The sequence below is a fragment of the Bradyrhizobium sp. Ken51 genome (genome assembly GCF_055807435.1).
Genome location: NZ_JBVVPB010000002.1, coordinates 488,555 through 513,129 on the forward strand (window position 1 = coordinate 488,555; position 24,575 = coordinate 513,129).

Annotated in this window: 22 protein-coding genes; 5 read left to right on the top strand and 17 right to left on the bottom strand. The window is 63.9% G+C overall.

The annotated features are described in order from the left end of the window. Positions 1-228 precede the first annotated feature (228 nt). From AC0L27_RS05985 to AC0L27_RS05995, 3 genes are all read right to left on the bottom strand, one after another. Positions 229-1,926 carry a GMC family oxidoreductase gene (locus AC0L27_RS05985; RefSeq protein WP_354254910.1) on the bottom strand — a complete coding sequence of 566 codons (1,698 nt, stop codon included), beginning with the start codon at positions 1,924-1,926 and terminating at the stop codon, positions 229-231. A 364-nt stretch (positions 1,927-2,290) separates the two neighbouring features. Then, a complete protein-coding gene (locus tag AC0L27_RS05990; protein ID WP_473318108.1) occupies positions 2,291-3,850 on the bottom strand; it encodes an acyl-CoA carboxylase subunit beta in 1,560 nt (519 codons plus the stop codon). After that, complete coding sequence (locus AC0L27_RS05995; RefSeq protein ID WP_354204141.1) at positions 3,780-4,754, bottom strand: IclR family transcriptional regulator; 975 nt, start codon at positions 4,752-4,754, stop codon at positions 3,780-3,782. The genes AC0L27_RS05990 and AC0L27_RS05995 overlap by 71 nt, the downstream gene beginning before the upstream one ends. A gap of 94 nt (positions 4,755-4,848) precedes the next feature. Between AC0L27_RS05995 and AC0L27_RS06000 the strand changes: the two genes are divergently transcribed. The 4 genes from AC0L27_RS06000 (at position 4,849) to glsA (ending at position 10,385) form a co-directional block, all read left to right on the top strand. After that, positions 4,849-5,070, top strand: a complete 222-nt coding sequence (locus tag AC0L27_RS06000) for an acyl-CoA carboxylase biotin carboxyl carrier protein subunit (RefSeq protein ID WP_063992790.1) — start codon at positions 4,849-4,851, stop codon at positions 5,068-5,070. 167 nt (positions 5,071-5,237) lie between these two features. Continuing rightward, on the top strand, positions 5,238-6,404 hold the full coding sequence (locus AC0L27_RS06005; protein WP_354204143.1) for a TAXI family TRAP transporter solute-binding subunit: 1,167 nt from the start codon (positions 5,238-5,240) through the stop codon (positions 6,402-6,404). A 35-nt stretch (positions 6,405-6,439) separates the two neighbouring features. Continuing rightward, a complete protein-coding gene (locus AC0L27_RS06010; RefSeq protein ID WP_473318110.1) occupies positions 6,440-8,515 on the top strand; it encodes a TRAP transporter permease in 2,076 nt (691 codons plus the stop codon). Between the two features lie 22 nt (positions 8,516-8,537). After that, positions 8,538-10,385, top strand: coding sequence for a glutaminase A (gene glsA, locus AC0L27_RS06015; protein ID WP_473318112.1), 1,848 nt, complete (start codon positions 8,538-8,540; stop codon positions 10,383-10,385). A gap of 5 nt (positions 10,386-10,390) precedes the next feature. Here glsA and AC0L27_RS06020 read toward each other — a convergent pair whose 3' ends face one another. From AC0L27_RS06020 to AC0L27_RS06085, 14 genes are all read right to left on the bottom strand, one after another. After that, the gene (locus AC0L27_RS06020; protein ID WP_007609049.1) at positions 10,391-10,693 is read right to left on the bottom strand and encodes a nucleoside triphosphate pyrophosphohydrolase family protein; all 303 of its coding nucleotides are present in this window, start codon (positions 10,691-10,693) and stop codon (positions 10,391-10,393) included. Between the two features lie 26 nt (positions 10,694-10,719). After that, complete coding sequence (locus tag AC0L27_RS06025) at positions 10,720-11,247, bottom strand: carboxymuconolactone decarboxylase family protein (RefSeq protein WP_354204147.1); 528 nt, start codon at positions 11,245-11,247, stop codon at positions 10,720-10,722. A 485-nt stretch (positions 11,248-11,732) separates the two neighbouring features. Continuing rightward, the gene (locus AC0L27_RS06030) at positions 11,733-12,092 is read right to left on the bottom strand and encodes a Zn-ribbon domain-containing OB-fold protein (protein WP_354204149.1); all 360 of its coding nucleotides are present in this window, start codon (positions 12,090-12,092) and stop codon (positions 11,733-11,735) included. Next, complete coding sequence (locus tag AC0L27_RS06035; protein ID WP_354204151.1) at positions 12,089-13,225, bottom strand: thiolase family protein; 1,137 nt, start codon at positions 13,223-13,225, stop codon at positions 12,089-12,091. The genes AC0L27_RS06030 and AC0L27_RS06035 overlap by 4 nt, the downstream gene beginning before the upstream one ends. Then, on the bottom strand, positions 13,222-14,445 hold the full coding sequence (locus tag AC0L27_RS06040) for a CaiB/BaiF CoA transferase family protein (protein ID WP_354204153.1): 1,224 nt from the start codon (positions 14,443-14,445) through the stop codon (positions 13,222-13,224). Before AC0L27_RS06040 ends, AC0L27_RS06035 begins: the two co-directional genes overlap by 4 nt. A 121-nt stretch (positions 14,446-14,566) precedes the next feature. Next, positions 14,567-14,773, bottom strand: a complete 207-nt coding sequence (locus tag AC0L27_RS06045) for a hypothetical protein (RefSeq protein WP_007592312.1) — start codon at positions 14,771-14,773, stop codon at positions 14,567-14,569. Between the two features lie 123 nt (positions 14,774-14,896). After that, positions 14,897-16,066, bottom strand: a complete 1,170-nt coding sequence (locus AC0L27_RS06050; RefSeq protein ID WP_275167331.1) for an acetyl-CoA acetyltransferase — start codon at positions 16,064-16,066, stop codon at positions 14,897-14,899. Between the two features lie 59 nt (positions 16,067-16,125). Then, positions 16,126-16,776 (bottom strand): bifunctional 4-hydroxy-2-oxoglutarate aldolase/2-dehydro-3-deoxy-phosphogluconate aldolase, encoded by a 651-nt coding sequence (gene eda / locus AC0L27_RS06055; RefSeq protein ID WP_354254907.1) that lies wholly within the window; start codon positions 16,774-16,776, stop codon positions 16,126-16,128. 13 nt (positions 16,777-16,789) lie between these two features. Beyond that, entirely contained in the window at positions 16,790-17,770 is a 981-nt protein-coding gene (locus AC0L27_RS06060) for a sugar kinase (protein WP_354204158.1), read from the bottom strand. A 23-nt stretch (positions 17,771-17,793) separates the two neighbouring features. Beyond that, a complete protein-coding gene (denD, locus tag AC0L27_RS06065; RefSeq protein ID WP_354100808.1) occupies positions 17,794-18,780 on the bottom strand; it encodes a D-erythronate dehydrogenase in 987 nt (328 codons plus the stop codon). Positions 18,781-18,859: 79 nt separating this feature from the next. Next, positions 18,860-19,735, bottom strand: coding sequence for a carbohydrate ABC transporter permease (locus AC0L27_RS06070; RefSeq protein WP_007592322.1), 876 nt, complete (start codon positions 19,733-19,735; stop codon positions 18,860-18,862). Positions 19,736-19,737: 2 nt separating this feature from the next. Next, positions 19,738-20,685: a carbohydrate ABC transporter permease gene (locus tag AC0L27_RS06075; RefSeq protein ID WP_354204160.1), complete on the bottom strand. Its 948-nt coding sequence runs from the start codon at positions 20,683-20,685 to the stop codon at positions 19,738-19,740. Between the two features lie 66 nt (positions 20,686-20,751). After that, a complete protein-coding gene (locus AC0L27_RS06080) occupies positions 20,752-22,065 on the bottom strand; it encodes an ABC transporter substrate-binding protein (protein ID WP_106943144.1) in 1,314 nt (437 codons plus the stop codon). A gap of 73 nt (positions 22,066-22,138) precedes the next feature. Beyond that, complete coding sequence (locus AC0L27_RS06085; protein ID WP_275167336.1) at positions 22,139-23,200, bottom strand: ABC transporter ATP-binding protein; 1,062 nt, start codon at positions 23,198-23,200, stop codon at positions 22,139-22,141. A 202-nt stretch (positions 23,201-23,402) separates the two neighbouring features. Here AC0L27_RS06085 and gntR point away from each other — a divergent pair, with 202 nt between their 5' ends. Continuing rightward, entirely contained in the window at positions 23,403-24,503 is a 1,101-nt protein-coding gene (gene gntR, locus AC0L27_RS06090) for an HTH-type transcriptional regulator GntR (protein WP_354204163.1), read from the top strand. The last annotated feature ends 72 nt before the right edge of the window (positions 24,504-24,575 follow it).

The window sequence follows — 24,575 nt, forward strand, 5'->3', positions numbered from 1 at the left end:
TCCGGCCGGCCCGAGATGGGACGCGCGGTCAGCGGCCCGGTCCCAGCCGTAAGGCGAAATCTGGCAAAGAACGCCTAAGCCGGGTTCCAAGTTCCGCCCCCGGACGCATGTCCGCCAGACCGCCTGCCGCGGAACCGTTCCGGGCGCCCGCTTTAGCTTTTGCGGTCTGACTGGCGGTCCTAGACGGTCATCGACAAGGCAGTTCGCCAGCCCAAAAGCCGCACGGGCTCACTGCATCATCGCGGCCGCGATCTTCTCCGCCGACATCAGGACCGGAAAATTGGTGTTGGCGCAGGGCACCACCGGGAAGATCGAGGCATCGACGACGCGCAGGCCCTGCACGCCCTTGACGCGCCCCTCTGGATCGACCACCGCCATCGGATCGTCGGCCCGGCCCATGCGGCACGAGCACGAGGCGTGCCACACGCCGATGGTGGCCTTGCGCACGAAGGCTTCCAGCGCCTCGTCATCGTTGATGACGTCGTCGAAGGTGAAGCCCTCGACCACGAAATTGTCGATCATGTAGTGGCGCAGCACTGCCGGCCCGTCCATCAGGGCCGCGGCGATCCTGGTCAGAATCCGATTCTTGGTGTTGACCACGCCGATCTTGCGCACGCGGTCGGTATAGGAGGCCGGGAACGGCTTGTCCGTCACGGCCCTGACGACGTCACTCATCTGCACGGCCGCCATCTTGCGGAAACCGCTCATCAGGCGATCGAGGTCGCGCCGGTCGGACAACAGGTTGAACTCGACGATCGGCTCGGCTGCCGGATCACGCGAGGCAAGCTTGACCTGTCCGGTCTCGGAATAGGTCTTGTTGACGAATGTCAGCAGCGATCCGATCTGCTCGCCGACGGCGTGCCAGGCCGATTTGCTGAGCAGGACGACGAACATATCGCCTTTCGGTACGCCCTCGAGCCCGGACGAGTAACGCAGGCCAAGCTGCATGTGGCGCCTGGTGTGCTCGTTCATCCGCGCGCCGCGGCGGACAAAGGACGACAGCGAGATCGAGGGATGATCCATCAGGCGCTGGCCGACGCCCTGCAGTCCCATCAGCACGGGAATGCCCATATCCTTGAGGTGACCGACCGGCCCGATGCCGGCGCGCAACAGATGCGCCGGCGAATGGATCGCGCCGCTGGAGAGGATGATCTCGCGGGCGCGGAATTCCTGCTCCCGCCCCTCGACCACAGCCTTCACGCCGACGCACCGGGTGCCTTCGAACAGCAATTCCCTGACTTGCGTGTTGGTGGAGATCGTCAGGTTGGCGCGCTTGCGCGTGTCGCGATCAAGATAGCCCATGGCAGCCGAGACGCGTTGCTCGGCCTGGTTCGAGTGGGTCACCGGAAAGAACCCGTCGACGAACTCGCCATTCTGGTCGGCTACGAACTGATGTCCGGCCTGCTGGAAGGCTTGCGCGAACGCCTGCGAATGCCGGGTCCAGTGCTCCCTGGGGATTCGGCGGACCGGGATGCGGCCGTCTTTGCCGTGGTAGGGCCCGTCGAAATCGAGGTCGCGCTCGACCTTCCTGAAGAAGGGCAGCACATCGTTCCAGCTCCACCCCGCAGCGCCGCGTGCGTCCCATTCGTCGTAGTCGGTCGGCGCGCCGCGGTTGGCCATCTGGCCATTGATCGAGGAGCCGCCGCCAAGCACGCGTGCCTGCTCGTATTTGCGTAACGGCGGACGTCCTTCGTTCGGATTGTTGTGGCTGACGATCTGGGTCGTGACCTTGAGCTCGGTCCAGTGGAAGCGCGGATCGAAATAGGCCGTCCCCGGATAGCTGTCCCTGATCTCGGCCGGCTCGTCTCCGGGTGGTGTGTCCTGTCCGGCCTCGCAGAGCAGGACCTTGTTGGCGCTCCTGGCGGAGAGCCGGTGGGCCAGCACGGACCCCGCCGAGCCGCCGCCCACGATAATGAAGTCATACACGATTAGCGCTTCCTCTTGTTCTTGCCCGGGAAGCGTAGCGCGTTATTGTTTTGAGGTCACGTCATCGCTGCCGCGACAAAGCGCGAGCACAGCCCTCGATTGCTTTGCCTATGGCCTGGTCGCGATGCTCGCGGGCTTTACCGCTTGCTCGTTAAACTCGCCCGCAATCGCTCGGCGAACCAAACGGCAAAAATCGCAGCGAACGACAGACCGAAATAGATGGCTGTCCAAAGCAGCGCGTTTCCCGCGTTTGTCATGGCGTTCCTCCCCTTGTTATCGGCGAGAGGCTTGCAGACAATGGGGCGCGAGGCTTTGCGCTAGATCAAATTTTGCCCGATTGTATCGGGCTGAGGGCAGGCTGACCCTAGGGCCTAATCGAGAAATTCCCGGGCGGCCCTGACTTTCGCAGCGGCTCCGCCAGCCGCGCGAACTCGCACAGCAGCGACCGCGTCTTCCGGGGATCGATGATCTCCTCCACCCAGAACTTTTCAGCGGAGCGGAACGGCGAGCGCAGCTTGTTGAGGCGGTCCTCGATCTCTTTCAGTTTCTCCGCCTTGTCCTCGGCCGCGTCGATGTCCGCGCGATAGGCGGCTTCGATGCCGCCTTCGAGCGGGAGCGAGCCCCAATAGGCCGACGGCCAGGCGTAGCGGATCGAGAAGCGGTCGGCCGGCTGATGCACCACGCCGGCGACGCCGAAGGCATTGCGCAGAATCACCGTGCACCAGGGCACCGTGGTCTGGTTGACGGCGGCCATGGCGCGAACGCCCTGGCGGATGGTACCCGCCTTCTCCGCATCAAGGCCGATCATGAAGCCGGGGCAGTCCATCAGATAGACGATCGGCAAATGGAAGGTCTCAGCGAAGTCGACCCAGCGCACCACCTTCTGGCAGGCATCCGCGGTCCAGGAGCCGCCATAGTGAAAGCTGTCGCTGGCAAGCACCATCACCGCCCTGCCCTCGAGCCGCGCGAGGCCGACAATGATCGGCTTGCCGAAATTCTTGGCGACCTCGAAGAACGAACCCTTGTCCACGACCTGTTCGACGATCGGCCGTATCTTGTAGACCTGCTTGCGGTTGCGTGGCACCGCGCTCATCAGCGCCTCTTCGGTGCGCTCCGGATTGTCGGTGCACGGCAAGGTCGGCGGCAGCCCGTCAACCGACGACGGCAGATAGGACAGGAATCGCCGCGCGCAGGCAAAGGCCTCCTCCTCGGTTTCGACGGCATGATCGACCGCGCCGGCGCGGGTCTGGATATCGGCGCCTCCGAGCTCTTCCTTCGAGAGGTCCTGCCCCAGCGCCTTCACCACCGGCGGGCCTGCGACGAACATCGCGGATTTCCGGGTCATGATGGAATAGTGGCTCGCGGCAAGACGCGCGGCACCGAGCCCTGCGACCGAGCCGAGGCCGAGCGCGACCACGGGTACGCGCGACAAATTCTCCGTGGTGAAGCGATACCAGCGTGTGCCGCCGATGCCGCCCGGAAGGTTCGCCGCGCCCTTGGTCTCGATGGTCTTGACCGAGCCGCCGCCGCCGGAGCCTTCGATGATGCGGACGATGGGCAGGCGGAGATCATGCGCCATCTCCTCCGCCATCAGCGGTTTTGCGGAGATGGACGCGTCCGCCGAGCCGCCGCGCACGGTGAAATCGTCGCCGACCACGACGACGGTGCGGCCCTCGACGCGCGCGCGGCCGAACACGCAGTTCGCCGGCGTCAATTTCTGCAACTCGCCGCTGGAATCGTATTCGCCGACGCCGGAGACGGCGCCGATTTCGTGAAAGCTGCCCTTGTCGGTCAGTCTGTCGATACGTTCCCGAACAGTCAGTCGGCCCTGGTCATGCTGACGCTTGACCTTGTCAACGCCGCCCATCTCCCGCGCGAAGGCTTCGCGCCGGGCGAGCTCGTCGAGTTCCGGCTTCCAGTTCATTCACTCCCTCCGAATTGATCGGCTTGTTATTGTTGTGCACGGCCATGGCGACCGGTTTGCGCGAGATGCGATTGTTGAAGACGTCGCCTTCCGCGCCGTCCATCAGGCTGCCGAGCGAGCGGCCGAGCGCGACCATCAACGGGGCGACTTCGGTATGCAGACGCTGCTCGTCATACATCGACGACAGAAGACCGATCGTGATGACGACGAAGGTCTGGTATTGCGGCGACCAGATCGGCACCGCTAGCCCGTTGATATGCGGGCTCCACAGGCCGCAGGCCACGACATAGCCGCGCTCATGCAGCGACTGCCGGTTGGCCTCGATGCGGGGCCGCAGGATCTTTGCAGCCTCGGGAGCTTCCCGCTCCATGTCCGCGATGAAGGCATCGCCGACCTCGGGCGCCAATGCCGCGGTGTAGGCTGCGCCCGCAGCGGTCGAGGCCATCGAGATGCGGCTGCCGGTGCCCTCGTGCAAGCCGAGCGCCGAGGCCGAGCGCGCGAACTGGAGATAGACCAGATGGAAACGATCCGGGACCACGAAGCCGACGGTGCCCGGCAGTTGCTCGGCGACTTCCTGGAGCCGCTGGCGGATCATGCTGCGCAGCTGCGCGCCCTTCATCATCGAGGCGCTCATCGCCACCGCGCTCGGCCCGATGCGATATTTCTGATCGCGCGGCAGATAGACCAGCTGCCCCATTCGGGTCAGCGTGTGCGTGAGCCGCGATACCGTCGAGCGCGGCAGGCCGCAGCGATTTGAAATCTCGAGATTGCCGAGCCTGCTATCGTGGCCCTCGAAGCATCGCAACACGTCGAACGCGCGCGACACCACCTGGATGACATCACCCTCACCGGCTTCGCCAGCGAGCGCACCTTGCCTACTCAACCGCTCCGAACGTCGTCCCATGATCCCTACCGCTTGTTCCGCTGTGCGGAATTAAATTCCGCTTGCAGAAGAAACTACCTCAGGCATTTTGCGACCACAACAAAAAGGCGATGGCATGCCAGAAATTAAGATCGTCACCGAGATCGCCGGACGCGTCTGCGCAACTCCCGTGCAAGTTGGAGGAACCGTTGCGGATGGCGATGAGATTGTGGTGGTCGAAGCGATGAAGATGGAGATCCCTGTGCTTTCTCCTGTGAGCGGCGAGATCACATCGCTTCTTGTGAAGCTCGACGACGTCGTTGCCGAAGGACAGGCGATCGCGATCGTCGCGAACTGACTGCATTATCCCGTCGTTTCCGCGACAATCTGTCAGCCTCATTGCTGGGTTCGCGGTACGGCGTTGCCATCGCTTGATGGCGATGACATGATCCGTTTCAAACAAAACCTGTTTCAAACAAAGAAAGAAAATCGTCGCGGCAAACGCGAGGATCATTGGAGGGAAACATGCTTCGTGGGCTGATCATGCTCGCGCCTGCCTTGGTGGCGGGCATTTCTTTTGCGTCTACACGCTATGCGTCCGCCGAAGACATCAAGCTGCCGGCGACATTGACGTTCACCGCCTATGACACCGGCACCGCCGGCTTCAACATCGCGGTCGGCGTCGGCAAGATGATGAAGGACAAATACTCGAGCGACGTGCGCGTGCTCCCCGCGGGCAACGACGTCGCGCGTCTCGCGCCGCTGCGCGCCAAGCGTGCGGTCTCCGCGGCGATGGGATCGGGCACCTATTTCGCACAGGAAGGCGTGTTCGAATTCGGCTCCAGGGAATGGGGCCCGCAACCGCTCCAGATCCTGCTCTCATCCGTCGACTGCAATTGCGGCACGCTCGGCGTGGCTGCGGATACAGGCGTGAAGGAGCTCAAGGACCTCAAGGGAAAGCGTGTCGGATTCGTCGTCGGCTCGCCAGCACTGAACCAGAACTCGCTCGCGGTGCTCGCCTTCGCCGGCCTGACGCAGAAGGACGTCAAGGTCGTCGAGTTCGCAAGCTACGGCGCGATGTGGAAGGGCCTGATCAACAACGACACCGACGCCGCGTTCGGGACCACCATCACCGGCCCCGCCAAGGAAGCCGAGACCTCGCCGCGCGGCCTGATTTGGCCGCCGCTGCCCGCCAAGGACAAGGAAGGCTGGGCGCGGATGCAGAAGGTCGGCTCGTTCTTTTTCCCGCAGACCGCGACCTGCGGCGCCGGCATCTCGCCGGACAAGCCGATCGAGCTCGGCAACTATCCCTATCCGATCTTCGTCGCCTACGCCTCGCAAGCCCTCGACCAGGTCTATGCGATCACCAAGGCGATGATCGTGAACTACGATTCCTACAAGGATTCCGCGCCCGGCGCGGGCGGGCTTGCGGCCGATCGCCAGACCAAAAACTGGGTGGTACCGGTGCACCCCGGCGCGGTGAAGGCGCTGAAGGAAGCCGGGCAATGGAGCGACGCGCAGGAGGCGCACAACAACAAGCTGATCAAGCGGCAAGAGGTGCTTGGCGCCGCGTGGACCGATTACGGAAAATCCAATCCGCCCGCGGATGACAAGGCGTTCCTCGACGGCTGGATGAAGGCGCGTGCCGCGGCGCTTGCGAAGGCCGACATGCCGAACGGGTTCGAGGATTAGTTCTCAGCGTTAATTGCCCACGCGCGGGGTCGATCATGTCGTCTGCTTCAGTCTCCACCGCCCCGCAGGACGAGGCCAAGCGGATCGTGTTCGACGATCCGCATGGCGCGGCCGGCAACATGCAGGAGGCGGAGGTCACGCGCGTGCGAAGCTTGCGCGGGGCCTGGCGCTGGACGCTCGTCGTCGCGACCGCAGCGACCATCCTGCTCTGCATCAACCAGCAATTCTCGCTGCGCTTCTTCGTCGGCTACACCCAGCTCAACACGGAGTGCTTTTATCTCCTGATCGCCCTGATGCTGCCGTTCACGTTCCTGATCTTCCCGGGGACCCCGCGCGCGCCGCTTGATCGCATTCCCTGGTATGACCTCCTCTGCTTTGTCGTGACTTTTGCCGCGGCGCTCGTGTTGATGTCGAACGTCCGCAAGGCCGCGGAGGCCGGCTGGGAATTCGGCGGCGCGCCGAACAGCGTGACCGCCGCGGGTCTCGTGATGTGGGTGATGCTGATGGAGGCGCTGCGCCGGACCGGCGGCTGGAGCCTGCTTCTGAGCGTGCTTCCCTTCACCGTTTATCCCCTGTTCGCAGAATCCAGCTGGTTAGGTCCGTTCCGCGGCACGCAATCGACTCTGGAGCAGGCGACCGCCTATCACGTGCTGTCGGGCGAGAGCCTGCTCGGCATTCCCATCCAGGCGTTTGCCGACACCGTAATCGGCTTCCTGGTATTCGGCACCGCGTTGATGATGACCGGTGCCGGAAAGTTCTTCATCAATCTCGCCTTCGCACTGTGCGGCACCTTCCGCGGCGGCGCGGCGAAGGTCTGCATCTTCGCCAGCGGGCTGCTCGGCATGATGTCGGGCTCGATCATCTCCAACGTGCTCACCGCCGGCACCATGACCATTCCGGTGATGAAGAAGAGCGGCTTTCGCGCGTCCTATGCCGGCGCGATCGAGGCCTGTGCCTCGACCGGCGCGGTGCTGGCGCCGCCGGTGATGGGCGCGACCGCCTTCGTGATCGCGCAATTCCTCAATGTCAGCTACGCCGATGTCGCGATCGCGGCGATCATTCCGGCGGTGCTCTATTACATCGGCCTGTTCATGCAGGTCGATTCCTACGCCGCGCGACACGGGCTGAAGGGCATTCCGCGCGCGGAGCTGCCGCGGGTCATGGATACAATCAAGGACGGCTGGTACTACGTCTTCGTGATCGCGCTGCTGATCGTGATGCTGCTCTACTTCAAGCGCGAGAGCCATGCGCCATTCTACGCCACCGCCCTGCTTCTGGTCCTCAACCAGCTGTTCTCGAAGGACACGCGCTGGACTGTCGCGACCATCGGCAAATTCCTCGAGGTCAACGGGCGCACCTTCGTCGAGCTCGTCGGCATCCTCGCCGGCTGCGGCCTGCTGATCGGCGCCTTCTCGATGACCGGCGTGGTGTCGAGCCTCGCCAACGACCTGCTGCGCATCGCCGGCGACAATCCGTTCCTGCTGCTCGGCATGTGCGCCCTCACCAGCCTGATCCTTGGGCTCGGGCTGACCACGACGGCCTGCTACATCTTCCTCGCCATCCTGGTCGCGCCGGCGCTGGAGAAACTCGGGCTGAACAGGATGGCCGTGCACATGTTCATCTTCTACTGGGGCATGCTGTCATCGATCACCCCGCCGGTCGCGATCGCCTCGTTCGCGGCCGCAGGCATTGCCGGCTCGCCGGCGATGAAGACGGGCTGGGAATCGATGTGGGTTGGCAGCATCATCTATTTCATCCCGTTCTTCTTCGTGCTCAATCCGGCGCTGGTGCTGCAGGGACCGAGCCCCTATCTCGCCGGTCTCGGGCTGATGGCGCTTGCGGCGTTCGGCACGCTGTTCATCTGCGGCGGCATCCAGGGCTACCAGCCCTTCGTCGGCGATCTCCGCGGCGCCGGCGCGCTGGAATGGCCGATCCGCGTGCTGCTGGTGATCGGCGGGTTCGTGGTGGCCACCCCCGGCGGCGGCATCATGCCGCTCTCGCAGATGCAGGTGACGCTGCTCGGCCTCGCCATCCTCGTCCCCACGGTTTTGCTTGCCCTGCTGCTGGTCCGGCGGCAGACCATGGTGCCGGACGGGTTGCGCGTGCCCTGATTGCGTTGCACAAAGAGAGGCGATGAAACCGCTTTCGCCTCTCGCCACCGCCTGGACCCGTTCGAAGCCGCCTTTGCTGCGGTTTCTGGACAATTGCCTCAACGAATTCTCGGCGGAGAGCTCGGGCGCGGTCGCCGACTACATTCCCGAACTCGGCAAGGCCGATCCTGCCTGTTTCGGCATCAGCCTCGCGACCCTGGACGGTCATGTCTACGAGGTCGGCGACTCCAGGGTGCTCTTCACCATCCAGTCGATGTCAAAGCCGTTCGTGTTCGCACTCGCTCTGGACCTGCTCGGCGCAAGCAGGGTCGAGAGCGCGATCGGCGTCGAACCTTCAGGCGATCCCTTCAACTCGATCCGGCTCAATTCGGAGAACCATCCATTCAACCCGATGGTCAATGCCGGCGCGATCGCCTGCACCGGGCTGATCCACGACAGCAAGGTTCCGGATGCCTTCGAGCAAATTCGCCTCGCGCTCAGTCGTTTTGCCGGCCGCGATCTCGCCGTCGACGAGGCCGTCTACGCTTCCGAAAGCCAGACCGGCGACCGCAACCGTGCCATCGGCTATCTCCTCAAGACCAATGCGGTGATCTCGGACAATGTCGCTGCCGTGCTCGACGTCTATTTCCGGCAATGCGCGGTGCTGGTCACCGCGCGCGACATCGCGGTAATGGCAGCAACGCTCGCCAACCGCGGCCTCAACCCGGTCACGGGCGAGCAGGTGCTGAGCGCTTACGCGATCTCGCGCACGCTGTCGGTGATGACGTCGTCGGGCATGTACGACTATGCCGGCGAATGGATCTACCGAATCGGCATCCCCGCCAAGAGCGGCGTCGGCGGCGGAATTCTCGCCGCCCTCCCTGCCCGCCTCGGACTCGGCAGCTACTCGCCACGGCTCGACAAGCACGGCAACAGCGTACGCGGCATCAAGGTGTGCGAGGCGCTGTCCTCGCATTACGATTTGCATATGCTCAACCGCAGCGACGATGCGCGCAACGCCGTCATCGCCGATTATGACATCGGCAAGAGCCCGTCGCGGCGCGTGCGCCGCCCGCAGGAGCGCGATATTCTCGCAGCCCACGAGCAGGACGTACGGATCATCGAGCTGGTCGGCACGCTGTCGCTGTCGGCGGTCGACTATGTCTCGCGCCGGCTTGCGGGCCGGCCGCGACCGCAATTCGTGATCTTCGATCTCCACCGCGTCACCTCCACCACGCGCGCCGGGGCGCGACTGGTGGCCGAAGCATTCGAGGAGCTGGCGGCGCTGAATGTGACCGTCGTCCTGTCAGGCGTCAGGCGCGCCTCCAAGGAATGGGACAGCCTGCGGGAATGGACCGCGGAGCTCAAGAACGTCCGCGATTTCTACCTGCTCGACACCGCAATCGAATGGGCCGAAGACCAGATCGTCTACCGCTACGGCGGCTCGATCGACTTCCATGAGACCACCGAGCTCGCCGAACAGCCGCTGCTGGCCGGTATGAGCGAGGAAGAGCTGACCGACCTCGCCTCGATCTGCACGATCCGGACCTATCAAGCCGGGACAAAGATCCTCACCACCGGCGGTCCCGCCGATGCCCTGTTCTTCCTGCGCAGCGGCGCGGTGCATGTCACCCTGCCCGACGGAGTGCGGCTCGCAACACTCACAGCCGGCATGGCCTTCGGCGAAATGGCCCTGATCGAGACCACTCGCTCCGCCGACGTCTTCGCGGATATGGCTGCGACGGCGTTCGAGGCGCCACTGAAAGCGTTCGAGCGCTTCCGCAAGCAGCACCCGCACGCCAGCGAACGCATCATGCGCAATCTTGCGCAGCTTCTCGCCGACCGCTTGATCGTCGCCAACGCCAGGGTGGATATCTTGACCTCGACCTGAGCGGCCTAGCGGCTCGCCGCCTCGCTGATCCGCCGCTTGATCTTGGCGGCGCTGGTCTTGAGCAGCTCGGATGGCTGCTGGCCGGTAGCCACGCACAGGCAGGCCCAGTAGTAAATGACATCGCCCAGTTCATCGACGAGGCCGGCCTGGTCGAGCCAGTCATCGCGGAGCAGCTTCTTGATGTGCTCGGCCACCTCGCCGGATTCCCCGGCGAGTCCGAGGCCCAGATAGGCCAGCCGTTCGTTGGACGGACGCTCATCGACTTTCGCAATCGTTGCAGCCCAGGCGGCATATTCATCGATCGTCATGAGCATCCCTCACAGCAATGCCTCGATCAGCCTACCACTTCGGTGACCGGCTGAAGGTCGATCTCAAAGGTCTCCAGGAATTTCGACGTCATGATGTAGAAGCCGACAGAGAGCTGCAGCTCGACGAGCGCGGCCGGCGTCAGTTTCGATGAGATCGCCTTGAAGGTCGCATCGGCCGGCTTGTTCAGCTTGACGATCTCGTCGGTGAAGGCGAGTGCGGCGCGTTGCGTCTCGTCGAAACAGCTCGCGGCCTGCCAGTTCTCGAGCGCCTCGTTCTGCTCGTCGGTGACGCCAACATTCTTGCCGATGCGCTTGTGCGCGACGATCTCATACGGCGCCTCGCACAGGATGCCGGTGCGGGTGATCGCGAGCTCGCGCACGATCGGATCGAGCTCGCCCTTGTGCCGGATGGCGCCGCCGAGCCGGCAATACTGCTCGAAATAGCTCGGCGAATGCGACATCATCCGGAAGATATTGGCATTACGGTTCTTGTCGAGGATTTCGCGGGTGCGGTCGGATGCCTTGGACGGGTCGCTGTAGTTGATGCGGGCCATGATTTTCCTGAAGTTTTCCCTAAGCCTTTGATGTTTTTTGTCGTTAGCGGCGATAGTTCCGCGAAACTGTATTCTTGCGCGTCCGCAGGAGCAACAACATCGAGTCAAAATGCCGCCGCATTGCTGAACGACCTTGGGACAGTCGATATTCGCCGCGTGGGGACTTGATCGCGGTGGATACTCGCAAGGGGTGTTCCGAGTAAAAACAATTGGCCGTCGGGCGCTAACCGCGCATCGATGAGTCACGCCCAAGTCTAGGGAGAAAATGGCATGAAGGAAGCCACCAAGGGGGCGGCCTCGGAAGCGTTCGCGCATATGCTGGCGGTGATGGCGATGCTCGTCATCGCAAGCATCTTGTTCTACGGGCGCTAGTTAAGAGTCGGGTGAGAGCTTTCGTCATTCCGGGGTGGCCCTCGCACAGGCCAGGCCCAGAATTCCCGTTCCAGGCTCGGTCTCTCAGGACCGCCCCCGAATGACGAATCCTACTATGATCTCTTCGTGAAAAACGGCACAATCTTCCCAGCGAACGGTTTGAAGCTCGCATGGACCTCATCGCCGATGGCGAGGTCATTCTCACCATGCGCCATCATGCGAAAGCCCTCGACGCAATCGACCAGCAGGATGTTGTAGGGCACGTGGGACCGCGTCTCAGGCGTCGCGGCGCGGCAGACCAGCGAGGCCGCGTAGACCCTGCCTTTGCCGCTGGCGCGTTGCTCGCGCGGATCGGACGCGCCGCAGGCCATGCAGAAGGCGCGTCGAAAATACTGCACATGGCCGCATGCGCTGCAGGTCTGATAGGTGACGGCGTGTTCGCCATTGGTCCAGTCGCCCAGACGCTCGCTCATCGCACCCGCTCCAGGAACATGGTCACGTGAGACGACAGCACGCCGCCGTCGCCGTGCAGCAGCGCGATCGAGGCGTCGCGCACCTGACGATTCGCCGCCCGCCCCGTCATCTGCAGATGCGTTTCGACAAGATGCGCCATGGCGCCACCGACGCCGCAATGACCGTAGCTGAGCAGGCCGCCATGGGTGTTCAGCGGCATCGCGCCGTCACGGCTGAAATGGCCGGCGCGCACGCGCGCGGCTGCCTCGCCCCGGCCAGCAAGGCCGAGGTCTTCCAGCAGCATCGCGAGCGTGATCGTAAAGCTGTCGTAGATCGCGGCGTAGCGCACGTCGGAAATCGCGAGGCCGGTGGCCTCCCTGGCGCGGGCGACGGAGATCTCAGCGCCGAGTTGGCTCAGGGCGGGCGCTGCCGTGACGTGCTGATGGGTGTGGGCCTGGGCACAGCCGCGAATGCGCACGCCGGCCTCTCCCGTCCGCTCGCGGCTGATCACGAAAGCCGCGCCGCCGTCGGACACCGGGCAGCAATCGAGCAGCTTCAGCGGCATCGCCACCGGCTTCGAGGCCATGACGTCGGCGACCTCGATGGGATCGTGGAATTGCGCACCGGGATGAGTGCAGGCATGGGTGCGCATCAGCACCGCGAATTCGGCGAGGCCTTCTTCGGTCACGCCGTATTCGTGCATGTATCTGTTAGCGACCAGGCCGTAATAGGCGGGAATGGTCGGGCCGAGCGGCACCTCGTAGTCGGGATGGCCGACCTGCGCCAACGCCTGGATCGAGGCATCGCGGCTCTGCCCGGTGAGGCGGTTCTCGCCGGCGACGACGAGCACATTGCGGGCGACGCCCGCCTCGACGAGATGATGGGCGAGCATGGTCATCGCGAGCCCGGTCGCGCCGCCGACCTGGACGGCATGGGCGTAAGCGGGGCGGATGCCAAAATGCTCGGCAAAGACGGTCGCCAGCATGATGTGCGGCGACACGGTGGAGTAGCCGCAGAGGATGCCGTCGATGTCGGCGCGCTTGAGCCCGGCATCGTCGAGCGCGGTTTGCGCGGCCCTGCTCATCAGGTCGAGCGAGGACGAACCTTCGTGCTTGCCGAAAGGCGTGAGGCCGACACCGGTGATGAAGCTCACGGACGCACCTGTGCATCGTCATTCCGGGGCGGCGAGCGGGTGATGCCATCGCGGACCATGGCGTCGATCTCGTCGGCGGAATAGCCGATCTCACGCAGGATTTCCGCGCCGTGCTCGTTGAGCTGCGGCGCAAGCCGCACCGGTTCGGCCTCGGTCTCGGACCAGGTCGCCGTCACCCTCATACTTCGGATCGGCCCTTCGGTTGGATGGTTCACCACCGGAAAAAAGTTGGTAGCCTCCAGATGCTCGTCGTGCAGCATCGACGCGAGGTCGTGCATCGGCATCACAGGCACGTCCGCCCTGGTCAGCAGGTCGATCCATTCCGCCGTGGAACGCGTCTCGAAGATGCGCGCGAGCTCGGCATAGACGACGTCGATATTGGCGGCGCGGCCGGCGAATGTCGCGAACATCGCGTCGGCGCGCAGGTCGTCGCGTCCCGTCGCCTTGAAGAAATTCTCCCACTGCTTGTCGTTGTAGACGATGACGCTGAGATAGCCGTCCGAGGTCTTGTAGGGCCTGCGGTCGCGTGAGAGGTGGCGGGCATAGCCGCCCTTGTCGAGCGGCGGCTCGTAGGTCAATCCGCCCATGTGGTCGCCCATGACGAAACCAGCCATGGTCTCGAACATCGGGATGTCGACGCGCTGGCCTTGCCCGGTGCGGTCGCGGTGGACGAGGCTGGCGCAGATCGCGCCGACGGCGGTCAGGCCGACGATGCGATCGACCAGCGCGTTCGGCACATAGCGCGGCACGCCGTCACCGGTCTGCGCCATCAAGGCCGGCAGCGCGGTGGCGCCCTGAATCAGATCGTCATAGGCGGGCTTTGCGGCATACGGCCCGTCCTGGCCGAAGCCGAACACGCCGGCATAGACCAGCCGCGGATTGATCTTGCAAACAACGTCATAGTCCAGTTGAAGCCGCGCCATCGCCTGCGGGCGGACATTGTAGACGAGCACGTCGGCGTCCTTCAGCAAGCGCAGTACGGCCTCGCGGCCGGCGGGCTTCTTCAGGTCGAGGCAGATCGAGCGCTTGCTGCGGTTGGTGTTGAGGAACACCGGGCCCATGCCGGCGTGCCGCATCGGGCCGATCAGGCGGGTGACGTCGCCGTCCAGAGACTCCACCTTGATGACGTCTGCGCCGTAGTCGCCGAGCATCTGGGTCGCATAGGGACCCATCAGCACGGTGGTCATGTCGACGACCTTGATGCCCTTCAGCGGCCCCATCGTTCGCTCCCGATTGCGCGGGCTCAGATGAGCCCTGCGATTTCGGTCCAGCTAACGGCAGCGGCGGCACGTGCGCAAGGGCGGCCGGCGTATGGCCGCATGCGCCGGCGAAGAAAGTCGGCTATTTCTTCTGACGGGATTCGCGCACTTTGAGGAGACGGTCGAGCTCCTCATTCTGCTGGTTGATGCGGTCCGCGATCCGCGACTCGTTCTGCTCACCCGAGGCGGCCGCGGCCTGCTCGATGAGCTGGCGGATATTGTCCTCGAGAATCGCGATGCGATCGTTGAGTGCGTCCATCGACAGCGAATCTTCGTAGTCATTGCTCATGATGCATCCCCTGCAAATCGATCATGAGCTTTAAGGGCCCCGGGGGAGCCCACCATGATCTAGCGCAAGATAAGAAGGTGGGCACGGCGCTTGCGCGCCTTTGCCCACCTACAAGGTCGGAGCTTACTTCAGCGGCTCCAGTACGGAGACGTAGTTGGCGACCGCCGCACCGCCCATGTTGAAGATGCCACCGAGTTTTGCGTTCTTGAGCTGCATGCCCTCGGGCGCTTGGCCGGCGAGCTGCATCGCGGTCATCACATGCATGGAGACGCCGGTGGCGCCGATCGGATGGCCCTTGGCCTTCAGGCCGCCGGACGGATTGACCGGCAGCTTGCCGTCCTTGAGCGTCCAGCCTTCCTTGATGGCGCGGGCACCCTGCCCCCTCGGCGTCAGGCCCATCGCCTCGTACTCGATCAGCTCGGCGACGGTGAAGCAGTCATGGGTCTCGACGAAAGAGAGATCGGTGAGCGCAACACCCGCCTTCTCCAGCGCGCGCTGCCAGGCGACCGTGCAGCCCTCGAACTGGAGGATGTCGCGCTTGGACATCGGCAGAAAATCCTGGGCGTGCGCGGTGGCGCGGAAGCCGATCGACTTGCTCATGCCCTTGGCGGTTTCCGCGTCGGCCAGCACCAGGGCAGCGGCACCGTCCGAGACCAGCGAGCAGTCGGTGCGCTTCAGGGGGCCGGCAACGTAGGGGTTCTTCTCGCTCTCGGCGCGGCAGAACTCGAAGCCAAAGTCCTTGCGCATCTGGGCGAAGGGATTGGCGACGCCGTTCTTGTGGTTCTTGGCTGCGATCAGCGCCAGTGCATCGGACTGATCGCCGTATTTCTGGAAATAGGAGCTGGCGATCTTGCCGAACACGCCGGCGAAGCCGCCGACGGTGTCGCCGTCCTCGGGCAGATAGGACGCCTTGAGCAGGTTCTTGCCGATCTCCGGCCCCGGCGTGCGCGTCATCTGTTCGACGCCGACAACGAGGACAATCCTGGCCGCGCCGGCCGCGATCGCGCGCACGCCCTGATGGACGGCGGCGGAGCCGGTGGCGCAGGCGTTCTCGACCCGGGTCGCCGGCTTGAAGCGCAGCTCCGGGTCGGCCTGAAGCACCAGTGAGGCGGTAAAATCCTGGGGCGAGAAGCCGGCGTTGAAATGGCCGAGCACGATCTCGTCGACATCGCCGGCCGAAATGCCGGCATCCGCCAGCGCCTCATTGGCGACCTTCACCACAAGGCTTTCCACGGTCTCGGTGTCGAACTTGCCGAATGGCGTATGCGCCCATCCGACGATGCTGGCGGTCATGATCTTTCTCCCTGGCGGTCTCTTGCTGAGCTAAGTCTTAGCGCAGGGATGGCAAGACTTCACGCGGGTTTAAGGGCCTGGAGGGTGCGCTGGCAGATGGCAGTTATGCCGGCCCAGTTCCCGGCCCTGATCTCCGCCGTCGGGCACAGCCAGGAACCGCCGACCGCGACCACATTGGGCTCCGCGAGCCAGGTCGCCGCATTGGCCTCGCCGACCCCGCCGGTCGGGCAGAACCGCACGTTCGGGAACGGCCCACCCAGCGAACGCAGCCCCTTGATGCCGCCGGCCTGCTCGGCCGGGAAAAATTTTGCGACGTCGAAGCCGTAGGACAGCGCCATCATCAGCTCGGACGCGGTGGCGATGCCCGGCGCAAACGGCAAGGAGCTATGGGTGGCGGCCTTCAAGAGGTCCGGGGTCAAGCCCGGGCTGATGCCGAACGCAACGCCGAGCTTCTCGACACGCGTGAAGTCGGCCGGATTGAGAATCGTGCCGATGCCGACCACCGCCTCGGGCACCTCGGCCATCATCGCCCTCGCCGCCTCGATCGCAACGGGGGTCCGCATGGTCACCTCCAGCGTGCGGACGCCGCCGGCCACCAGCGCACGCGCCAGCGGCACAGCATCCTGGATACGCTCGATGGTGAGGACGGGAATGACGATCGCGGCCTTGAACAGCGCGACGAGGTGGTTCTGCTGGGCAGTAGTGGTCATCTTGGCTTTCGTTTCACTTGGTCGCCTGACGCGTCGTCGCCGGCCGGTGCCGTTTCTTCGGCGGCATGGCATAACCCGGAATGATGGCGCCGGAATAGCAGATCACGAGGCTGGCGAGGCGGTGCCCGGCCTGGGCGGCCTCGACCGGGTCGGAACCGGCGAGCCGCGCCGCGATATAGGCCGCGGCAAAACTGTCGCCGGCCGCGGTGGTGTCGACCACGGGTTTGGTCATGGGCTCGGCGCGAACCTCGTAGGGCCCCCCGGGAAAACGCAGCAGGCTGACCGGATCGGCGAGCCGGAACACCAGCTCAGGGCTCGGGATGCGCGCCATCAACCGCTCGTGGCTCTCGCCGGGATAAAGAGCGAGCAGATCCTCGGTCGAGGTCAGCACGATGTCGGCAGCCGCGAAGGCGGCTGAAAACACCTCGCGCGCGACGTCGCGATCCGGCCATCCCCGCGCGCGGAAATTGGTGTCGAACACGAAGCGGGTGCCGAGCAGGCGCGCGCGCTTGATCGCCGCGAACAGGCGCTCGCGCCCGGCCGCGTCGTAGATCGAGAGCGTGATCGCGGAGAGATAGACGATGTCGTAGCTCATCAGCGAGTTGAGGAGATCGTCGGTCTCCGGCAGATTCATCAGCTGGCGCGCCGCCGCACTGTCGCGCCAGTGGAAGAACTGGCGCTCGCCCTTTGCATCGAGCTGGATCATGTAGAGGCCGGGCAGCTTGCCCGGCAGCCGCACGACGCGCCTGGTGCCGACGCCCTCCGCAGTCCAGGCCGCGATCATCTCATCGCTCAGGGCATCGTCGCCAAGCGCGGTGAGATAATCGACCTTGACCTCGAGCCGCGCGAGGTAAACGGCCGTGTTGAGCGTGTCGCCGCCGAATCCACGCGAGTAGAGGCCCCCGCCCTGCCCGCTGGAATGTCCGGCGGATTGTCCACCCTGGGCCTGCCGGAGCTCGACCATGCATTCGCCGATGCAAGCAACGCTCGCCATCACTTTACCCGCTCAGTCAGAGATCAGGCGACGAAATTGCCGCCGAGCTCGTCTTCGATGTGAATGCGGATGATGTCGTCGAAAGTCTTCTCGGCGGTGGTGAAGCCGAGCTCGAGCGACCGCTTTGCATTGAAGTTGCGCGGCCAGCCGCCGACGATGCCGACGATGAAGGGATCGGGCTCCCGCTTGATGCGGGCGGCGACCTTGTCGCCGGCGACGCGTTTCAGCGCAGCGATCTGCTCGCCAACCGTCGCCGACAGGCCCGGCATGGTCAAGTTGCGGCGCGGCCCCACCGCTGCGAGGTCCATGGTGGCGGCATGCAGCAGGAAGCCGACGGCGGAGCGCGGCGTGGCATGCCAGTGGCGGACGTCTTCGGATACGGGAAGGACCACTTCCTTGCCGGCCAGCGGCTCGCGCAGGATGTTGGAGAAGAAGCCCGATGCTGCCTTGTTGGGCAGGCCGGGCCGAATGCAGATGGTCGGCAGGCGGATGCCGATGCCGTCGAGAAAGCCGCGGCGGGAATAGTCGGCCAGCAGCAATTCGCCGATCGCCTTCTGCGTACCGTAGCTCAGAAGCGGCGTGTGGAAGAACTCGTCGCCGATCGCATCGGGGAACGGCGCGCCGAACACCGCGATCGAGGACGTGAACACCACGCGCGGCTTGTAGCCGCCGCCTGCGAGCCTGACGGCATCGAGCAGCATCCGCGTGCCGTCGAGATTGATGCGGTAGCCCTTGTCGAAATCGAGCTCGGCTTCGCCCGAGACGATCGCGGCGAGATGAAAGATCACGTCCGGACGGCCGGCGATCAGCTTTTCGGCCGCACCCGGCACGGCGAAATCGCTCGACACGGTCTCGACGGCAAAGCCGGCTTTTTCCGGCGCCTTCGGCTCGACCACGTCATGCATGGTCAGCTTGGTGATGTCGCTCTTGCCGAGCCGGCCGTCGCGCAACAACCGTTCGCACAATTTGCGGCCGACCATGCCGGCGGCGCCCAGAACCAGAATGTGCAAGAGCCTACTCCTTTTTATTGGCCGGAACGCGCCGGTTTCGGCGATTCGTCCTGGCGCGCGCTCAAGGCAGGCCCCGCGATCATTCCTTCACGGCGCCGGTCATCGCCGACACATAATACTCCACGAAGAAGGAATAAAGGATAACTACGGGAACCGAGCCGGTCAGAGCCGCCGCCATCAGCGCCCCCCAATGGTAGACGTCGCCATTGACGAGCTCGGTGATCGCGCCGACAGGGATCGTCTTGTTCTCGGACGAGGAGATGAAGGTCAGCGCGTAGATGAACTCGTTCCAGGACAACGTGAAGGCGAAGATGCCCGCCGAGATCACGCCCGGCAGCGACAGCGGCAGCGTGATCTTCATCAGAATCTGCAGCCGCGTCGCCCCGTCGATCAGCGCACACTCCTCCAGCTCATAGGGGATGGTGCGGAAATAGCCCATCAGGAGCCAGGTGCAGAACGGGATCAGGAAGGTCGGATAGGTCAGGATCAGCGCCAGATTGCCGTCGAACAGGCCGAGCTGAAACACGATCGCCGCCAGCGGAATGAACAGGATCGAGGGCGGCACGAGATAGCCGAGAAAGATCGCGAGGCCGACATAGCGCGAGCCCTTGTAGCGCAGGCGCTCGATCGCATAGGCGGCGCAGACGCTGGCGAACAGCGAAATGAAGGTCGAGGACACCGAGACGATCACGGTGTTCCACATCCAGAGCGGATAGTCGGTGTCGAAGAACAGCTTCTTGATGTGCTCCAGGGTCGGATGCACGATCCAGAACGGATTGTACTTTTCGTAGTCGTACATTTCCGCGTCCGGCTTGAACGTCGCGACCGCCATCCAGTAGAACGGGAACAGCAGGAAGAAGATGATCAGGCCGAGCGGAAGGTAGACCCGAAAAAACTTCCGCGGGAAGCTCTCGAGGTAGTCCATTCCGACGCTTTGGTCGTCTGCCGTGGTCATGGTCAGTCCCTCCCGCCCTGCTGCCAGCGGGAACGCTGAAGCCCAAAGAAGCTGAGCAGGATCGCGGCGACCAGGAACGGAATCATCGCGTTCGAGATCGCCGCGCCCTCGCCCAGATTGCCGCCGGTGATGGCGCGCTGGAACGACAGCGTCGCCATCAGATGGGTGGAGTTGATCGGCCCACCCCGCGTGATGGTGTAGATGAGCTGGAAGTCCGTGAAGGTCATCAGCACCGAGAACGTCATCACGACCGCGATGATCGGCGACAGCATCGGCAGCGTGATGTGGCGGAAGCGCTGCAGATTGGTGGCGCCGTCGAGATTGGCGGCCTCATAGAGCGAGGGCGAGATGGTCTGAAGTCCCGCCAGCAGCGTGATCGCCACGAAAGGCACGCCGCGCCAGATATTGGCGGCGACGACCGACCAGCGCGCATTCCAGGGATCGCCGAGGAAATCGATGTAGCGTGTGATCAGGCCGGCCTTGATCAACACCCAGGAGATGATCGAAAACTGGCTGTCATAGATCCACCAGAACGCGATTGCAGAAAGCACCGTGGGCACGACGAAGGGCAACAGGACGATGGCGCGGACCATCGACTTGAACGGTAGCCGCTCGTTGAGCAGCAGCGCCAAATAGAGGCCGATGGCGAATTTCACCGCGCTGGCGGCGACCGTGTAGAAGATCGTGTTGAACACCGACAGCCAGAACACCGAGTCCTTCGACAGCGAGACGAAGTTCTGGAAGCCGATGTAGCGCCCGGCTCCGCCGATCTTGGTATCGGTCATGCCGAGCCAGAAGCCCAGCGCCAGCGGGTAGGCCAGAAACAGGATGAGGATGGCGATTGCCGGCACCATGAACATCGCGCCGAGGAAATTCCGGCTCTCGAATGCTCTGGTCCACAAGCTGCTGCGCTTGACCTGCGCGGCTGCGGACTCGGCCATAACTGCCATGTCGGATTCCCCTTGACGAAGAGTCGCGGCGTCCGGCGAACCGGACGCCGCGTAGATTGCAGCTGATCAGACCTGGTAGTAGCGCTTGGCGCGCTCGGCTGCGCGTGCGGCTGCCGCCTTCGGCGTCACGGAGCCCGACGCCGCCTCGGCGAACATGTCGACGACGACGAAGTCGCCCATCACGGCGGCAGAGGCATAGCCGAGATCGCCGGCAAAGCCGTTGTCGCGGCAGCGCTTCAGGCAGTCGCGATACGGCGTGATCTTCGGATCCGACGTCCACACCGGGTTGTCGTTGTAGGCCGGCAGCGGCGGCGACACGTAGCCGTTGGAGGAGACCTCCCAGGCGTCGTAGTTCGCCTTGTCCATCATGAACTTGATGTACTCCTTGACCGCCTTGGGATACTTCGAGTGCTTGTAGCCGTAATAGACGAGCACGTTCTGCTGCTCGGTCGACACGCCCACGGGACCGATCGGCATCGGCGCGTGGTTCATGTCCTTGGCAATTTCCTGCTGCTTCGGATCGGTGGAGTTCTTGCCGACGGTCCAGATCGAGATACCGTTCAGCGTCAGGCTGAGCTCGCCGTTGAGGAACGCCTTGTTGTTGTTCGAGTCATTCCACGACAGCACGCCGGGGATGAAGGTCTCGTAGAGCTGCTTGACGTATTCGAGCGCGGCGATCGTCTCCGGCGAGTCGATCACGACCTCGTTCTTGTCGTTGACGACCTTGCCGCCGAAGGCCCACAGCGCCCACTGGCACCAGCCGTTGGCGTCGCCCGTGGCGTGGCCGAGCGCGAAACCGGCCGGCGTGTTGTTCTTCTTCAGCGCCTGGCAGAGCTTGAGGAAGCCGGCGGTGTCCTTCGGAAATTCATCGAAGCCGGCGGCCTTCACGTGGCTGACGCGGTAGTTCAGGCAGCCGCCGGTCGCGCCCTGCGGAATGGCGATCCAGCTGTTGCCCTTCTTGCCGTAGCGTTCGGCAACCGGGTACCAGCCGCCATACTGCGCGCCGAGATAGTCGGCGACGTCAGTCATGTCGATCAGCTTTTCCGGGAATTTATGGGGATCATCGAGCGTGCCGATGATCAGGTCGGGACCGGCACCGACATTGGCGGCAACCGCGGCTTTCGGGCGGATGTCTTCCCAGCTCTCGGCCTCGAGCTTGACCTTGACTCCGGTCTTCTCGGAGAACGCCTTGGTCTGCTCGGCGAATTTGTCGAATTCGGCCTGAATGAACTGCTTCCAGCGCAGCACGCGGATGGAGGCGTTCGGCTCGGGCGTGTTGGTCCACTCCGCCGCGCGCACCGGGACGATGCCGGGGCCGGCCAGCAGCGCCGCGCCGCCCAGACCGACTTTAAGCACACTTCGCCTGTCGAAATCGCTCATCGTTCTCTCCCTAAATTTTATATTTGTATTGGGTCGTCTTGTATTGGTCGTCTTTGGCCGTTCTTCGGCCTCGCTACACTCGCTTGCCCGTCGCCTCGTCGAACAGATGAATCACGGAAGGATCGGGCTTCAGCTTGACCTTGTCACCCGGGTTGAACTGGTGACGTTCGCGGAAGACCGCGACGACCTGCTCACCACCGAGCTTCGCAAACACCTGCGTTTCCGAGCCGGTCGGCTCGACCACGACGATCTCGGCATCGGCGCCGTCGTCAGCGATGGTGAAATGCTCGGGACGTACGCCGTAAACGACAGGACGGCCATCGGACGCCGCCGGCGCGTTCTGGAGCGGCAGCTTGACGCCGTTCGGGCCCTCGAAGGTCGCGACGCCGTTGACGCGCACATGACCCTTCAGGAAGTTCATGGATGGCGAGCCGATGAAGCCGGCGACGAACTGGTTATCGGGCTTGTCGTAGAGCTCGAGCGGCGTCCCCATCTGCTCGACGATGCCGTCATGCATGACGACGATCTTGTCGGCCATGGTCATGGCCTCGATCTGATCGTGGGTGACGTAGACGGTCGTGGTCTTCAGCCGCTGGTGCAGCTCCTTGATCTCGGTGCGCATCGCGACGCGCAGCTTGGCGTCGAGGTTCGACAAGGGCTCATCGAACAGGAACACCTGCGGATCGCGCACGATGGCGCGGCCCATGGCGACGCGCTGGCGCTGGCCGCCGGAGAGCTGGCGCGGATAGCGTTCGAGCAGCGGCGACAGCGCCAGGATCTCGGCGGCGCGCTTGACGCGCTTGTTGATCTCTTCGGTGCTCTCGCCACGCAGCTTCATCGAGAAGCCCATGTTCTCGCCGACCGTCATGTGCGGATAGAGCGCGTAGTTCTGGAACACCATCGCAATGTCCCGCTCCTTGGGCTGGACATTGTTGACGACGCGGTCGCCGATCGAGATCGTGCCGGAGGTGATGTTCTCGAGACCGGCGAGCATGCGCAGAAGCGTCGACTTGCCGCAGCCGGAGGGGCCAACCAGGACGACGAACTGGCCGTCCTCGATCGGAATCGAAACGCCGTGCAGGACTTCAAAATTGCCGAACGATTTCCGCACGTCGCGGATTTGCACAGACGACATCTAGCTCCCTCCTCGAAAGTCCACGACGCATCTCGCGCCGCGACCGTCTTGTTTTTTCAGACTTCACCGAACGAAGCCCAACCTTAGCGGGCGACATTGTCGGCAGTTTGTGCGGTTTTGGCAATTTGTCTTTGGTTAGTCTGTGCTGGTAGCGCTGTCAACGTTCCTTTGTTTGCGACAGTGAGTGTGTTATGAGCAGCAAATGGGTCGAAACCGCACCAAGTCAGGCAAAATCCGGCTGGCGGAAGTCGCCGAGCTTGCCGGCGTCAGCCCGATCACGGCGTCCCGCTTCTTCCGCAATCCCGAGGCGCTGTCGCTCGCCAAACGGACCCGGGTCGAGAGCGCGGCAAGGGAGCTCGGCTATGTGCCGAATCTGGCGGCGCGCGCGTTGGCCTCGCAGCGCACCGAGGTGATCGGTGTCTTGATTCCGTCACTGACCAATAACGTGTTCTCCGACGTGCTGCGCGGCATCTACGACGCCTCCGAAAACAGCCGTTACTCGATCCAGTTGTCCAACACACGCTACAGTATTCTCCAGGAGGAGAAGCTGCTGCGGCTGTTTCTTGCGCAGAAGCCGGCCGGGCTGATCGTCACCGGCATCGACCAGACCACTGAATCCCGCGCGATGCTCGATGCTGCCGACTGCCCGATCGTGCAAATCATGGAGATCGGACCCAATCCGATCGACATGATGATCGGCTTTTCACACTATGATGCAGCCCGTGCGGCGGTTGCGCATCTGTTCGCGCAAGGTCACCGCAAGATCGGCTTCGTCGGCGCGCGGATGGATCCGCGGGTGCAGCGGCGGCTCGACGGTTACGTCTCGGCCATGAAGGACGCCGGAATGTTCGAGCAACGCCTCGTCGTCACGACGGCGACACCGACGTCGGTGACGCTCGGAGGCGCCCTGTTCACCGATCTCCTGACGCGGGAGCCCGGCATGGACGCGGTGTTCTGCGCCAATGACGACCTCGCGCTGGGTGTGCTGTTCGAATGCAGGCGCCGCGAGATCGCGATCCCCGAACAGATCGCGATCGTCGGCTTCAACGATCTCGAATTCATGGCCTCCGCCGTCCCGACTCTCACGAGCGTGCGCACCAACCGCTACGAGATGGGCAACACGGCCGCCAGCATGCTGATCGACGCGATCGACGGACGGCGCCCGGAACATCCGGTGCTCGATCTCGGCTTCAAGGTAATCGAGCGGCAAAGCTCGTCGGCCCGGCGTTCGGACAACCGGCCAGCCGTTTCAGGCGTGGGCGCTACGAACAAAATGGTAGCGTTACCAAGTGGCCATGACTAGTATCGGATTTGTGAGGAAACGACCCGCCAGCGGGCAGGCAAATCGTCGCTCGCGCCGTTGGGCATCGCACAA